Origin of the sequence: Ottowia sp. VDI28, from assembly GCF_049532675.1 — a bacterium.
GTDB lineage: Bacteria > Pseudomonadota > Gammaproteobacteria > Burkholderiales > Burkholderiaceae_C > Ottowia.
The window spans coordinates 6,122,595-6,137,332 of the sequence record NZ_CP149820.1; the positions used below are offsets into that span (position 1 = coordinate 6,122,595).

At 65.9% G+C, this 14,738-nt stretch carries 13 protein-coding genes; all 13 read left to right on the plus strand.

Translation table 11 applies throughout. The annotated features are described in order from the left end of the window. The first annotated feature begins 5 nt into the window (after nucleotides 1-5). The 13 genes from WJU18_RS29050 (at nucleotide 6) to WJU18_RS29110 (ending at nucleotide 14,727) form a co-directional block, all read left to right on the plus strand. Entirely contained in the window at nucleotides 6-800 is a 795-nt protein-coding gene (locus WJU18_RS29050; protein ID WP_423457742.1) for an ABC transporter ATP-binding protein, read from the plus strand. Continuing rightward, a complete protein-coding gene (locus WJU18_RS29055) occupies nucleotides 797-1,621 on the plus strand; it encodes an ABC transporter ATP-binding protein (protein ID WP_423457744.1) in 825 nt (274 codons plus the stop codon). The genes WJU18_RS29050 and WJU18_RS29055 overlap by 4 nt, the downstream gene beginning before the upstream one ends. Beyond that, nucleotides 1,618-3,501, plus strand: coding sequence for an AMP-dependent synthetase/ligase (locus WJU18_RS29060; protein ID WP_423457746.1), 1,884 nt, complete (start codon nucleotides 1,618-1,620; stop codon nucleotides 3,499-3,501). Before WJU18_RS29055 ends, WJU18_RS29060 begins: the two co-directional genes overlap by 4 nt. Before the next feature lie 21 nt (nucleotides 3,502-3,522). After that, on the plus strand, nucleotides 3,523-4,395 hold the full coding sequence (locus tag WJU18_RS29065) for a branched-chain amino acid ABC transporter permease (RefSeq protein ID WP_423457748.1): 873 nt from the start codon (nucleotides 3,523-3,525) through the stop codon (nucleotides 4,393-4,395). A 12-nt stretch (nucleotides 4,396-4,407) separates the two neighbouring features. Continuing rightward, nucleotides 4,408-5,454 carry a branched-chain amino acid ABC transporter permease gene (locus WJU18_RS29070; RefSeq protein ID WP_423457750.1) on the plus strand — a complete coding sequence of 349 codons (1,047 nt, stop codon included), beginning with the start codon at nucleotides 4,408-4,410 and terminating at the stop codon, nucleotides 5,452-5,454. Between the two features lie 88 nt (nucleotides 5,455-5,542). Beyond that, a complete protein-coding gene (locus tag WJU18_RS29075; protein ID WP_423457752.1) occupies nucleotides 5,543-6,727 on the plus strand; it encodes an ABC transporter substrate-binding protein in 1,185 nt (394 codons plus the stop codon). Nucleotides 6,728-6,738: 11 nt separating this feature from the next. Beyond that, nucleotides 6,739-7,674, plus strand: a complete 936-nt coding sequence (locus tag WJU18_RS29080; RefSeq protein ID WP_423457754.1) for an SDR family oxidoreductase — start codon at nucleotides 6,739-6,741, stop codon at nucleotides 7,672-7,674. Continuing rightward, complete coding sequence (locus tag WJU18_RS29085; RefSeq protein WP_423457756.1) at nucleotides 7,671-8,462, plus strand: enoyl-CoA hydratase-related protein; 792 nt, start codon at nucleotides 7,671-7,673, stop codon at nucleotides 8,460-8,462. Before WJU18_RS29080 ends, WJU18_RS29085 begins: the two co-directional genes overlap by 4 nt. 13 nt (nucleotides 8,463-8,475) lie before the next feature. After that, the gene (locus WJU18_RS29090) at nucleotides 8,476-10,296 is read left to right on the plus strand and encodes an acyclic terpene utilization AtuA family protein (RefSeq protein WP_423457758.1); all 1,821 of its coding nucleotides are present in this window, start codon (nucleotides 8,476-8,478) and stop codon (nucleotides 10,294-10,296) included. Nucleotides 10,297-10,384: 88 nt separating this feature from the next. Then, nucleotides 10,385-11,065 (plus strand): TetR/AcrR family transcriptional regulator, encoded by a 681-nt coding sequence (locus WJU18_RS29095; protein WP_423457759.1) that lies wholly within the window; start codon nucleotides 10,385-10,387, stop codon nucleotides 11,063-11,065. Nucleotides 11,066-11,138: 73 nt separating this feature from the next. Continuing rightward, entirely contained in the window at nucleotides 11,139-12,608 is a 1,470-nt protein-coding gene (locus WJU18_RS29100) for an acetyl-CoA carboxylase biotin carboxylase subunit (protein WP_423457761.1), read from the plus strand. 23 nt (nucleotides 12,609-12,631) lie between these two features. Next, a complete protein-coding gene (locus WJU18_RS29105; RefSeq protein WP_423457762.1) occupies nucleotides 12,632-13,123 on the plus strand; it encodes an acetyl-CoA carboxylase biotin carboxyl carrier protein subunit in 492 nt (163 codons plus the stop codon). Continuing rightward, nucleotides 13,120-14,727, plus strand: coding sequence for an acyl-CoA carboxylase subunit beta (locus WJU18_RS29110; RefSeq protein ID WP_423457764.1), 1,608 nt, complete (start codon nucleotides 13,120-13,122; stop codon nucleotides 14,725-14,727). The genes WJU18_RS29105 and WJU18_RS29110 overlap by 4 nt, the downstream gene beginning before the upstream one ends. Nucleotides 14,728-14,738 lie beyond the last annotated feature (11 nt).

Here is a 14,738-nt window from a genome sequence, read left to right on the forward strand (position 1 = left end):
CCGCCATGCTGACCATCACCAACCTGCAGGTCTACTACGACCGCGCCGTCGAGGCCTTGCGAGATGCCTCGCTCGAGGTGCGCGCCGGGCAGATCGTGGCTCTGCTCGGCAGCAACGGGGCCGGCAAGTCCACGGTGCTCAAATCCATCTGCGGCGTGCTCTACCCGGAAGACGGCGAGATCCTGGGCGGAAGCATCGCGTACGAGGGAAGTGCCCTGACCGGGCTGGCTCCGCACGAGATCGTGCGCCGCGGCATCGTGCAGGTGCCCGAAGGCCGCCGCCTGTTCGACAAGCTGACCGTGGAAGAAAACCTGCTCATGGGCGGCTATTCCCGCCCCCTCGGCGAGATCAGCGCGGCGCTAGACCAGGTGTTCGCCCTGTTCCCCGATGTCAAGCAACATCGCTCGCGCATCTCAGGCTACCTCTCCGGCGGCCAGCAGCAGATGGTAGCGATTGGGCGCGCGCTGATGTCACGCCCCCGCCTGCTCCTGCTGGACGAGCCCTCCCTGGGCCTGGCGCCGCAGATCATCGCGGAAATATTCAGCGCCATCCGCCGCCTGCGCGACGAGCAGAAGATGACCGTGCTGCTGGTCGAGCAGAACGCGCAGTTGGCACTTTCCGTGGCCGACTATGGCTACATCATGGAACGAGGCCGCGTGGTGCTCGATGGCGAACCCGCCAAGCTGCTCGCCAACGAGGACGTCAAGGAGTTCTATCTGGGCATGGGCGCGGGCAGCGAAAAGCGCCGCAGCATGCGTGATGTCAAGCACTACAAGCGCCGCAAGAGGTGGCTGTCATGAGCAACCCAACTACGACGCCGTCGGCGCCATCGGCGCAGCCGCTGCTCCAGCTCAGCAGCATCTCCAAGCGCTTCGGCGGCCTCGATGCGCTCGCCGGCATCGACCTGAACGTGATGGCCGGGCAGATCTACAGCGTCATCGGCCCGAACGGCGCCGGCAAGACGACGCTGTTCAACATGGCGTCCTGCCTGCTGCCTCCGAGCGCCGGGCAGATCCGCTTCGGCGGCGAGGACATCACCGGCATGCCGGCCCATGTGATGCCGCGGCGCGGCATGGCCCGGACGTTCCAGAACCTGGCCGTGTTCAAGCACGAGACGGTGATCGACAACATCCTCACCGGGATGCACGCACACCTGAAAACCGGCATCCTGGGAGCGGCGCTCTTCTGGGGGCCGGCCAGGAAAGCCGAGATCGCCGCGCGCGAAGCCGCCGAGGAGATCGTCGAGTTCCTGGAGATCGAAACGATCCGCGACGTGCCCGTGGGCACCCTCTCCTATGGCTTGCAGAAGCGGGTGGAGCTGGGCCGCGCGCTGGCCATGCGCCCGCGCCTGCTGCTGCTCGATGAAATGGTCTCCGGCATGAACCAGGAGGAGACGGAAGACATCGCGCGGTTCATCCTGGATATCCGCGAGGAACGCGGCATCACGGTGATGATGATCGAACACGACATGGGCATCGTCATGGATATTTCGGACCACGTCGCGGTGCTCAACTTCGGCCGCAAGATTGCCGACGGCACGCCCGCTGAGGTCTCGGCCCATCCCGCCGTGGTGGCGGCCTATCTGGGGCTTTCCGAACCCAAGGACGGAGGTCAGCCATGAGCCGCGACCACGCTGACCTGGCCGACCGCGAGCTGCCGCCCGGCGTGCTCGAAGGGAAAGCCACCCTGCCAGGCCTGCTGCGCTACCGCGCCCGCCAGACGCCCACCCGCGTCGCCCTGCGCGAGAAAGTGCGAGGGGTCTGGGTAGGCATCACCTGGGGCGAGTACTTCGAGAAAGTGCAGGCCTTTGCCCTGTACCTGCGCTCGCAGGGTTTCGGAGAGGGCGACAAGCTGGTCATCGCCTCCGACGGCACACCCGAGTGGTTCTATGCAGACCTGGCGGCGCAAGCCCTTGGCGGCGTCACGGTGGGCATCTACCCGACCAACCCCTGGCCGGAGCTGCAATACATCGTGCGCCATTGCCGAGCCAAGTTCGCCGTCTGCGGCGATCAGGAGCAGACCGACAAGGTCCTGGATGCGATGGGGCACGGCGAAGGCCTGCCGGATATGCGGCAGGTGCTGACCGTGGACATGAAGGGGATGCGCCACTATAGCCACGAGGGGCTTTCGTCCTTCGAGCAGGCCGTGGCCGCCGGCCGCGCCCTGGCGCGCGATCCGGGCCAGGTGGCCTCGTTCGAAGCGCAGCTCGATGCGCTGAGCCCCGAGCAGGACGCGCTCATCGTCTATACCTCCGGCACCACCGGCATGCCCAAGGGGGCTCGCATTGCCCATCGCGGCATCATCCACAACGCCACCCAGGTAGGCCTGGTGCAGCAATACGCCGGCCGTTCCATGTCGGTGGTGTGCTATCTGCCGCTATGCCACGTGGCCGAGCGGTTGATGTCTCCCGTGGCGCAGCTCGTGCATGGCACCGTGGTGTATTTTGCCGAGTCCATCGACACGGTGACCCAGAATCTGCGCGAGATCGGCCCGGGCTTTTTCTTCGGTGTTCCGCGCATTTGGGAGAAGCTGCAGCAGCAGATCATGATCACCTCGCGCGAAGCCAGGCCCTGGGTGCGCCGGTGTTTCGAGAAGGCGATGGCCATCGCGGAACCCATCGCCGAGCGCACCATCGCCAACGGCGACCGGCCGGTGAACTGGCGCGATGCCGTGATGGCCAAGCTGCTGCGCTGGCTGGTATTCAGCAACCTGCTGGCGTCGGTCGGATTGGACAGAACCTGGATGGCGATGACCGGCGGCGCCGCCATCTCCCCCGCGGTGATCCTGTTCTTCCGTGCCATGGGACTGCCCATCTACCAAATCTACGGCATGACCGAAAGCAGCGGCGTCACGCATGCCCAGTGCCACGGCCATGCGCGCCTGGGCTGGTGCGGCCCGCCGCTGCCCAAGGTGGTCGAGCAGAAGCTGGGCGATGACGGCGAACTCCTGGTGCGCGGGCCGATCGTTTTCAACGGCTACCTGTACGACGAGGCCGCCAGCGCAAAAACACTGGAAGGGGGCTGGCTGCACACGGGCGATATCGTGGAGATCGATCCGCAGACCAGCGAAGTCCAGATCCTCGACCGCAAGAAGGCCATTCTGATCACCAGCGGCGGCAAGAACATCACGCCGACCTTGATCGAGAACGCGTTGAAAGACAGCATCTATATCAGCGAAGCCGTGCTGCTGGGCGATGGGCGGCACTTCCTCTCTGCGCTGATCCAGATCGATCTGGACACCGTCGGCAAGTGGGCGCAGGAGCGGGGTATCGCCTACACCACGTACGAGTCGCTGGCCGCCCTGGAGCCCGTGCGCGAACTCATCGACAAGGACGTCCAGAACGTGAACGCGCATTTCTCCCGCGTGGAGAACATCCGCAAGTTCGTGATCCTGCGCAAGCAGCTGGATCATGACGACGGCGAGCTCACCGCCACCATGAAGGTGCGCCGGAACGTCATCGAGAAGAAATTCGCGGCAGAGATCGCGCAGATCTACGGCTAGTCCAGAGAAACAGGGCACTCCATGAACTATTTCCTGAACCTCCTGATGTCGGGCCTGGTGATCGGCTCGCTCTACGGCCTCATCGCCATGGGATTCGCCATGGTGTACCGGGCCACGGGCATGGTGAACTTCGCGGTCGGCGAAGTCATGATGATGACGGCCTACATCAGCTACAACCTGGCCCAGGTGCCTGGGCTCGGCTTCACGGGGGTGTTCCTCGCGATGCTGCCGATCTCCATGCTGCTGGGGTGGGTGATCGAGCGGGTCTTCATTCGGCCGATGCTGGGTGAGCCCATGTTCTCCCGCGTCATGGTGACCATTGGCCTGGCCGTGGTCATCCGCTCCGCCGTCATTCTGATCTGGGGCGTGGAGCCGCAGCCCTACCCTCGCCTGCTGGGCGATGAAGTCATACGGGTGGGTGAGCTGGCACTCTACCCCAGCCAGATTTTCTCGCTCTGCATTCTGGCGCTGCTGTGTCTGCTGATGTGGGCCTTCTTCCGCCACTCGCGCGTGGGCATTGCCATGCGGGCCACTTCGAACAATGAAACGACCGCGCTGCTCATGGGCATCAACGTCAACCGCATCAGCGGCATCGCCTGGGCCTTGTCTTCGTTCTTCTCGGCGATGGCGGGCCTGGCCTTTTGCCTGATGTTCGCGCTGGAGCCCGAGATCTCGCAAATGGGCCTGCGGGGCTTTCCGGCCACCATCCTGGGCGGCCTGGATTCCGTGGTGGGCGGCGCCTTCGGCGGGCTGGTGATCGGCGTGGCGGAGAACATGGCTGGCGGCTATCTGGGCCGGGGCCTGAAGGAAATCGCCGGCTTCGTGCTGATCGTGGTGGTGCTGATGGTCAAGCCCTACGGCTTGTTCGGCCAGCGCGAAATCGAAAGAGTTTGAGGTATCCATACTATGCGTACACGTAGCTACAAGACCTCATATGCCGATCTGGTCGCGCTCAGCCCGTACAGATCCACCTGGGCGTGGGCGCTTGCCGGGCTGGTGCTGCTGGTCTGCGCACCCATGGTGCTCGGCGCACATGGCCTGAGCATTCTGTCGGTCATCTTCGTCATGGGCATCGGCATCCTGGGCCTGAACCTCCTGACGGGCGTGACCGGGCTGATCTCGCTCGCCCATGCGGGCTTTCTCCTGATCGGGGCCTATGCCCAGGCCATTCTCACGACCGACTACCACCTGCCTGTGTGGCTGGCAGTCTTCGCCTCGGGCCTGGTGGCCGCGATTGCCAGCCTGGTGGTCGGCGTGCCCTCTCTTCGGCTCAAGGGCCTGTACCTGGCCATCACCACGCTCGCCTTCACTTTCATCGTGCGGCACCTGGTGCTGTTCGCGGAAGGCCTGACGCGGGGATCCGAAGGCATGGCGGTCGAGCCGCTCGTTCTGCTGGGCTACACCGTCAAGAACGATTTGTCATTCTTCTACGTGGCGTTGGCCATGGTGGTGCTGTTCGTGCTGCTGACCTTGAACATCATGCGCTCGCGCATCGGCCGCGCCTGGCTGGCAGTCCGCGACCATGACATCGCCGCCCGCGCCATGGGCATCAGCCTGATGCGCTACAAGCTGCTCGCGTTCATGGTCTGCGCCTTCTACACCGGTGTGGCCGGCGCCCTCGTGGCGCTCCAGACGCGCTACATCAACGTGGACACCTTCAGCATCCTGGTCAGCATCGAAGCCCTGGCGATGGTGATCGTCGGCGGTCTGGGCCGCGTGCACGGCGCGCTGCTGGGCACCGCCCTGATTCTCCTGTTGCCGGAGCTGCTGAACTTCGGGTTCTCGCTGGCCGGCGACCGTTTCACGACGCTCCTGTCCGATCGCATCTACGAGATCAAAGGGCTTCTCTACGGCGTCGTGATCCTGGCCTTTCTCCGCCTGGAGCCTGAAGGTCTCGCAGGCATCTGGCGAAAGATCAAGCGCTTCTGGGTGCATTGGCCCCTGTCTCAATGAACCAGTTCAGGAGGACAGGGATTGTGGTGGCAAGGTACGGAGCCGGATCTCATTCAAACCGGCCAGTACGACAACTATGGAGACAAGCATGTTGAAGAATCGGAAACTGGCCCTGCTCGCGGCCGTGGCGCTCGCAGCCAGCGCCGGGACCGCCCTCGCGCAGGAGATTGGCGTGACCGCCACTGAAATCCTGCTGGGCGAGGTGCAGCCCATGTCGGGCCCCGCGTCGCTGATCGGCAAGGCGGGGGCTGCCGGCTCCAAGCTCGCCATCGCCGAGATCAACGCCAAAGGCGGGATCAACGGCCGCAAGCTGCGGGCGATCTATGAGGACGACGGCTATGTGCCCGCCCGCTCGGTGACCGCCGTGAAGAAGCTCATCGACTCCGAGAAGGTGTTTGCGCTGACCGGCACCACCGGCAGCTCACACATGGTGGCCATGCTGCCGACGATCGAGGAAGCCAAGATTCCGACCATCGTGCACATGGCGCCCAACCCTGCCGTCGTCAGCCCCCGGCGCCCCACGGTCTTCATGATCGGGCCCGACTATGATCTCGCCGGTTATGTGCCGATCAATTACATGATCGAGAAGCTGGGGCAAAAGAGCGGGAAGTTCGGCATCCTCTACCAGGATGATGACTTCGGCAAGGCGCTGCTGGCTGGTTACCAGAAGGCCGTGAAGCAGCACGGCGTGGCGAGCGTCGCGGAAATTCCGTTCAAGCGCGGCGCCAAGGATTTCTCGGCCGAAGTGCTGTCCCTGAAGGAAAAGGGCGTCACTGCGGTCTACCTGGGCACCTTGACCACCGAATCCGCCGCGGTCATGGCCGAGTTCCGGCGCCTGGGGATGAAGCCCGTCATCGGCACCCTGTGGGCCGGCCAGTTGCCGGCGGCCGTCAAGCTGGCGGCGCCCTCGGGCTTCGAGTACCTGATTCCCGACTATTACGCCTCCAACTACGACCCGGCTGGCGTCAAGCTCATGGCCGTAGCCAAGCAGTATCTGAGCGCAGATGACTACGCCAACTTCAACCGCTACACCGTGAGCGGCTATGTCGGCACCCAGGTCCTGGCCGAAGGCATCCGCCGCTGCGGCGCCCAGGTCACGCGCACCTGCGTGGTCGAGCAGCTCAACAAGCTCAAGGACTTCAACACAGGCGGTCTCACGGGCCCGGTGTCCTTCGATAACCCGAAGGCCCAGGCGGTGTTGCCGATCAAGCTGTTCCAGACCGACCCCAAGAATGCGACAGTCAAGTCCCTGACGGATTTCGTCGCTTACTGAAACCCACCACCATGTCAAAAGCCCCACCCTCCTCTTCCCCGGCAAGCGCCGAGCGCTATCGTTCGGTGTTCCGAGAAAATCTGTTCGAAGGCCAGACCGTCGTGGTCACTGGCGGCGGCAGCGGCCTGGGCCGCTGCACCGTCCATGAGCTCGCCAGCCTGGGCGCGGGACTGGCCCTGGTGGGGCGGAAACTGGACAAGTTGGAGGCCGTGCGCGCCGAACTGGCCGCGGCGTACCCTGAAGCGAACGCGCGGGTCACCTGCCATGCCTGCGACATCCGCGACGAAGAGGCCGTGCGCCAGACGGTGGCGGACATCGTCGCCGCCCATGGCGCCATCCACGGCCTTTTCAACTGCGCGGGCGGGCAGTACCCTGCCCCTCTGCGCGACATCAGCCTGAAAGGATGGGATGCCGTGGTGCGGAACAACCTGCACGGCACCTTTCTCTTCTCGCGCGAGTGCTATGTGCAGTGGATGGAGCAGCATGGCGGCAGCATCGTCAACATCCTGGCCGACATCTGGGGCGGATTGCCCGGCATGGGCCACTCCGGCGCCGCTCGCGGCGGTGTGCTGAACCTCACCGAGACAGCGGCCTGCGAATGGGGCCACTCGGGGGTCCGGGTCAACGCGGTGGCCCCCGGCTGGATCGCCTCGGCCGGCATCGACACCTACGACGACAGTTATCAAGAGCTGCTGCGCGGCCTGCGCACCAAGGTGCCTCTGCAGCGCTTCGGCACGGAAGCCGAACTGTCCTCGGCGGTGGTCTACCTGCTGTCGCCGGCCGCCGGTTTCATCAGCGGCGCCGTGATCCGGGTTGACGGGGGCGTGCCGACCGCCCGCCACACCTGGAAGCTGGAGCCCGCGCGGCAGGACTTCACCTACAACGGATTCCCTCTCTACCAACCTCCCCAGGCGCTTGCCAAAACCGAACCTGGAGCCTCCTCTTGAGCACCGATCTCCCGCAAGTTCTTGTGGAACGCAAAGGCCATGCCTGCCATGTGACCATCAACCGCGCCGCCGAGCACAACACCATGACCGACAGCGTCATGAACGAGTTACGCGAAGCGCTGATGGCCGCCGAAACCATGGAGGGCGTGCGCGCCATCGTGCTGACCGGCGCGGGCACACAGACTTTCTGCGCCGGCGGCAAGCTCACGCCCGGCGCGAATGGCTCGCCCTTCGCGCTCGACCCCGGCCGCTTCGACAACCCCATCGCCGAGCTGTTTCGCGCCATGGACCGCTGCAACCTGCCGATCATCGCGCGCGTCAACGGCGGAGCCTTCGGAGGCGGTGTGGGACTGATCTGCGCCTGCGATTTCGCCATCGGCGTGGACAGCGCCAAGTTCGGCACCACCGAAGCGCGCGTCGGCGTCTTTCCCATGATGATCCTGCCGCTGCTCATGCGCGTGATCCCGCGCCGGCGCCTGCAGGAAATGTGTTTTCTGGCCGAACGCTTCGGTGCCAGCCAGGCCGTGGAATTCGGCATCCTCGGCCAGGCCGTGCCGGCCGCGGAGCTGGATATTTCGGTCGATGCCCTGGTCGCCAAGCTGGCCGCCAACTCCCCCGTCGCCCTGCGCATGGGACGGCGCGCCTTCTCGGCCATGAACGACATGAACCTGAATGACGCGCTCAATCTCGCGCAGATGGTGCTGCCGGTGATGGCGCAGAGCGACGACACGCGGGAGGGCATGCGCGCCTTCACCGAGAAGCGCGCGCCGGCCTGGCCCAACCGCTGAACCTGGAAACGGCATGACTTCCACTTCATCCCAACGTTCTCGCCGCGACCGGCCCCTGCGCATCGGCTGTGCCAGCGGCTTCTGGGGCGATTCCGAGGCGGGCGCCGCGCAGTTGGTGCGCGGCGGCCAGATCGACTACCTCGTGTTCGATTACCTGGCCGAGATCACGATGTCGCTGCTCGCACGGGCGCGGGCCAAGTCCCCCGAAGCGGGCTACACGCCGGATTTCGTCAAGGTCATCTCCAAGCTGGCGCCGGAGATCCAGGCGCAGGGCATCCGCGTGGTGGCCAACGCGGGCGGCGTCAACCCCAAAGCCTGCGCCAGCGCGCTGGCCGCGGCCCTGCAAAATCAAGGCCTCTCCATGCACATCGCCGTGGTGGAGGGTGACGACCTCAGCGGCCAGGTGGCCGCGTTGCGCAGCGAGGACACCCGGGAGATGTTCACCCAGGAGCCCATGCCGGCGGACTTCCTGAGCGTGAATGCCTACCTCGGCGCGCAGCCGATCGCGGCCGCACTCGATGCGGGTGCACAGGTGGTCATCACCGGCCGCGTGGTCGACAGCGCGGTCACGCTGGCGCCCCTGGTGCACGAGTTCGGCTGGTCCTGGAGCGACTGGGACAAGCTGGCCACCGGGAGCCTGGCCGGCCATGTGATCGAATGCGGCACCCAGTGCACCGGCGGCATCTTCACCGACTGGCACCGCGTGCCCGGCTGGGACAACATGGGGTTTCCCATTGCCGAATGCGATCCGGACGGCGCCAGCTTCATTCTGACCAAGCCAGCGGGCACCGGTGGCCTGGTCGAGCCCGCGACGGTGGCTGAGCAGATCGTCTATGAGATCGCCGATCCGCGCCGCTATCTTCTGCCGGATGTGACTTGCGACTTCAGCCAGGTCCGGCTGGCGCAAGATGGCCCGGACCGTGTGCGTGTCAGCGGCGCTGCGGGCACCCCGGCTCCTTCGACCTACAAGGTCAGCGCCACCTGGAACGACGGCTGGCGCCTGCTCGGCACTCTGATGATCGGTGGCAGCCAGGCGGCGGAAAAGGCCCGCCGGGTGGGCGAGGCCATTCTGAAGCGCTGCACCCGGCTGCTGGGCGAGCGAGACATGCCCGGCTTCTCCGAAACCAGCCTCGAAGTGTTGGGCTCCGAAGCCACCTACGGCCCGCACACACGCACGGCACATGCCCGCGAGGTGGTGCTCAAGCTCGCCGCCAAACACCCGCAACGCGAGGCGCTGGAGCTGCTGGCGCGCGAGTTCGCGCCTTCCGCCACGTCCATGGCGCAAGGCATCACGGGTTTTGCCGCAGGCAGGCCCAGCCCTTCGCCGGTGGTGCGCCTGTTCTCCTTCCTGATCGCGGAAGACCGGGTCAAGCCGCGCATCGAACTCGATGGCCGGGCAGTCTCTTTCGAGCCTGCCCAGGTGAACCGGGAGACCACACCCGCCGCAGACACATCTCCAGCCGCCGCAGCACCACCTGCGGCCTCCGGATCGACCACTCGCGTGCCCTTGCTGCGCCTGGCCTATGGCCGCAGCGGTGACAAGGGCGACACGGCCAACGTGGGCATCGTGGCGCGCTCGGAGGCCGCCTACCAGGAGCTGCGCAGAGTGCTGACCGCGCAAGCCGTGCAGGACTACTTCGCGCATGTCACTCAGGGGCCAGTCCGCAGGTACGAGCTACCCGGCTTCCAGGCGCTCAACTTCGTGCTCGAAAAAGCGCTCGGCGGCGGCGGTGTCGCCTCTCTGCGCTACGACCCGCAAGGCAAGGCATTCGCGCAGATGCTGCTGGACCTGGAAGTCGACGTCACCCCCTCCGTGCTGGATACTTTGCCATGACACGCTCGAATCGAACACCTCCAGCCGCTTCCCCGAGGATGCGCCCGCCGACTATGCGCAACCCGCCGGCGCACTGACGCCGCGCCGGATGCGCCGGGCGGCCGAGATCCTGGCGGCAGCGCGGGAGGTCTTTCTGGAGAAGGGCTTCGACCGCTCCTCGGTCGGCGAAATCGCGGCCAAGGTCGGCGTGGTGGAAGGACTTGTCTATTCCTACTACCCCTCCAAACGCGATCTCCTGAATGCCGTGCTGCGCGGCATGTACGAGCCGCTGATCGGCGACCTGGAAGACAAATTCTCGCGCCTGCAGGGCGTGCGCAGCCGCATGCGCTTTCTCATCTGGCGGCACCTGCGGGTCTATGTCGAAGAGCCCAATCTGTCGCGGCTGGTGCTGCATGAGGTGCGGACCGGCCCGGAGTACTTCCAATCGGTGCTGCACGATCTGCACGTGCGCTACACGGCCTTCCTGCTGCGCACCGTGGAAGACGGCATCGCCCACGGCGAGCTTCCGCCGGACACCGATGCCGAACTGTTGCGCTCCATGGTCTACGGCGGCATCGAACACCGCATGTGGGGGACCCTCTTCGGCCGCGGCACCGTGGACGTGGAATCCATGGCAGACCGCTATACCGCCATGGTGCTCGGCTTCGTGCAGCCTGGCTACGGCGCGTCCGCACCAGCATCGCTCCCTCATCCACTGAACGAACCCACATCAGCCAGGTGCTCGACGAAGTGCGCGCACGGCTGGACCAGATCGAGCAGGCAGTCATGACCTCGCCTGATACCGGATCCGCCCCGGCGAAGGCAGGCAAACCGCCTGCCGGCCGCGGCAAGAAAGCAAGCAAATGAGTATCCGCAAACTGTTCATCGCCAACCGGGCCGAGATCGCGCTGCGCATCGCCCGCACCGCCCAGCGCATGGGCATTGCCACCGTGGTGCCTTGGCACGAGAAGGACCGCCACGGCCCCGCCCTCCAGGTGGCGGACGAGACCGTGGAGCTGCACGGCGAGCCCCCCGTGTCGGCCTGGCTGAATGGCGCGGCGCTCATCCGCGCCGCCATCGACAGCGGCTGCGACGCCATCCACCCAGGGTACGGCTTTCTTTCCGAGAACGCCGGCTTTGCCCGGGCAGTGGCCGAGGCGGGCTTGACCTTTGTCGGTCCGCCCGCGGAGGTCATTGAACTGATGGGTGACAAGATCACCGCGCGGCAGTTCGCCCAGCGCCACGACGTGCCGGTCACCCCATCAGCCGACGAAGCCGACGCGCCGGAGAGCTTCGCCGAACGCGCCACGGCGGTCGGCTTCCCGCTGCTCGTGAAAGGTGCGGCAGGCGGCGGCGGCAAGGGCATGCAGATTGTGCGCAGCGCCGATGCTCTCCCTCAGGCCATCGCCGTGGCGCGCGCCGAGAGCGAGCGCTACTTTGGCGACGGGCGCCTGCTGGCGGAGCGCTTCGTCGAGCAGCCCCGCCATATTGAAGTCCAGGTCTTCGGCGATTCTCACGGGCGGGTCATCCACCTTGGCGAGCGAGAGTGCTCCATCCAGCGCCGTTTCCAGAAGCTCATCGAGGAAAGCCCCGCCCCCGCCCTGGCGCCCGAGTTGCGCCAGCGCATCTGCGATGCCGCAGTGCGGCTGGCCAGCGCGGCCGGCTATGTCAATGCCGGTACGGTGGAATGCATCGTGTCACCGACAGGAGAGTTCTTCTTCCTGGAAATGAACACACGCCTGCAGGTGGAGCATCCGGTGACCGAGATGGTCACGGGCCTCGATCTGGTGGAGTGGCAACTGCGCGTCGCTCAGGACGAACCCCTGCCCCTCACGCAGGAAGAAGTGCGCTGGCATGGCAGCGCCATTGAATGCCGGGTGCTGGCAGAAGATGCCGATGCGGGTTTCGTTCCCGATACCGGCCGAGTGCTTCTGCTGGGAGAACCGCAAGGGCCCGGCATCCGCTTCGACAACGGCGTCACGCAGGGCGCGCGGGTCAGCGCCGATTTCGACTCCATGCTGGCCAAGCTGATCGCCCACGCGGCCACGCGCGATCTGGCCATCGCCCGCCTGCGGCAAGCTCTGAAGGATACCTTGATGCTGGGCGTGACCGTCAACACCGATTTTCTGGGCCGCGTGCTCGCGCATCCCGCCTTTCAATCGGGGGCCACCGATACCGGGTTCCTGGAGCGCCACAAAGCCGAACTTCGCCCGCGCGAATGGACAGACGACGAACGCCGCGCGCTGCTGGCCGTGGCCGCCGCGGCCAGCCGGGAAAGCCACGCCACCGAACTGCCCCAGGTATTCGCCGCCATGGGCGCCTGGCGCAACTGAATCCAACCTCCGTAGAGACTCCCATGACGACCTTCGTCTTCCAATCCGACACCGCCCAGCGCCATCAGGTGCACAAGCGCGGCGGCCACATTCAGGTGGATGGCACCGAGATACCTGTCCGCGCCCTGGACAGCACCCACTACGTCACCCGGACGGATTCAGGCACGGCGCATGCGCGTGTCGTGGCCCACGGCGACACCTTCTACCTTCAGCTGAACGGGCGGAGCTGCACGATCGAGCGCGTCGATCCCACCCGCACCGACGGCAGCGGCGCCGGTGCGGGCCAAGGCGGCGCCACGGCGCCCATGCCGGGCGTGGTGATCAGTTGGATCGCTCAGCCGGGCAGCACGGTCAAGGCGGGCGAGCCCCTCCTCGTGATTGAAAGCATGAAGCTGCAGATGACCATCGAAGCGCCGCAAAGCGGCACCCTGGAAGAAATCCCCTTCCAGCCCGGACAGACCTTCCAACGAGGCGCCGTACTGGCCCGCATTCACGCCGAGGACGCCGCAGCATGAGCCGCATCAACAGCCGCCTGGACACGGGCTCCGACACCTACCGCCAGAATTTCGCCGCCATGACGCAGCGTGTGCAGCAACTGCGCGAGCGCCTGCATACCGCGCGGCACGTGCGGCCACAGCGGGACATCGACCGCCTGCACAGCCACAAGAAGCTTACCGTGCGCGAGCGGCTGGATCTGCTGCTGGATCCGGGTACGCCTTTCCTCGAAATCAGCGCCCTGGCAGCCAACCAGTCCTACGGCGGCGACGTGCACGGCGCCGGCCAGGTGTCGGGGATCGGCATCATCCACGGGCGCGAGGTGGTCATCCATGCCGATGACCCGAGCATCAAGGGCGGAGCCTGGTATCCGCTCTCGGTCAAGAAGATCGTGCGCACGCTCGACATCGCGATCGAGAACCGGCTGCCGGTGATCCACCTGTGCGACAGCGCCGGAGGCTTCCTGCCGCTGCAGGCCGACCTGTTCCCGGACCGGTATGCGGCCGGCCGCATTTTCCGCAACCAGTGCACGCTCTCGAAGATGGGGGTGCCGCAGATCGCCGTGGTGCTCGGCCATTGCACGGCCGGCGGCGCCTACATCCCCGCGCTGTGCGACTACAGCGTCATCGTGCGCGGCAATGGCGGCGTCTTCCTGGGCGGCCCGCCGCTGGTGAAGGCCGCGACGGGCGAGATCGTCAGCGCGGAAGCCCTGGGCGGCGCGGACATGCACACCACCGTGTCCGGTACCTGCGACTACGCCGCCGATGACGAGGCCCATGCCTTCGCCATCGCGCGCGATATCTTCGCGCAGACCTCGCCCGTGGAAAAGCAACGCATCGACCGCATCGACCCCGAGCCGCCCCACTACGATCCGCAGGAGCTCTACGGCATCATTCCCACCGACTGGAAGACCGGCTTTGACATGCGCGAGGTGATCGCCCGCATCGTCGATGGCAGCCACTTCCATGAGTACCAGCCTGGCTATGGCACCACGCTGGTCTGCGGCTTCGCCCGCATCTGGGGCTGCAAGGTGGGGATCCTGGCCAACAACGGGGTGCTGTTCAACGACAGCTCGCTCAAGGCCGCGCACTTCATGCGTCTGTGCGACCGCGACCGCACGCCCCTGGTGTTCCTGCAGAACATTACCGGCTACATGGTTGGCCGCGAGTATGAAGAGCGCGGCATCACCAAGGATGGCGCCAAGATGATCATGACCCAAGTGGGTTGCTCGGTGCCCAAGTTCACGGTCATTGTCGGCGGCTCGTTCGGGGCCGGCAACTACGGCATGTGCGGGCGCGCCTTCGACGGCCGGTTCCTGTGGATGTGGCCGCAGTCGCAGATCGCCGTCATGGGCGCCGAGCAGGCCGCGAACACGCTGGCCGATGTGAAGATCAGGCAACTGCAGCGCCATGGAGAGCAGCTGACGGAAGAGCAGATCACAGAAATCCGCCAGCCTGTCCTGGAGCGGTACCAGGCAGAAAGCGAAGCCTACTACTCCACCTCGGAGCTGTGGGACGACGGCATCCTCGACCCCGTGGACACCCGGAATGCCCTGGGCATGGCCATCATCGCCTCGCTCAACGCGCCGTTCGGCGCGGAAGGCTACGGCGTGCTCAGGTTGTGAAATACCCCCCT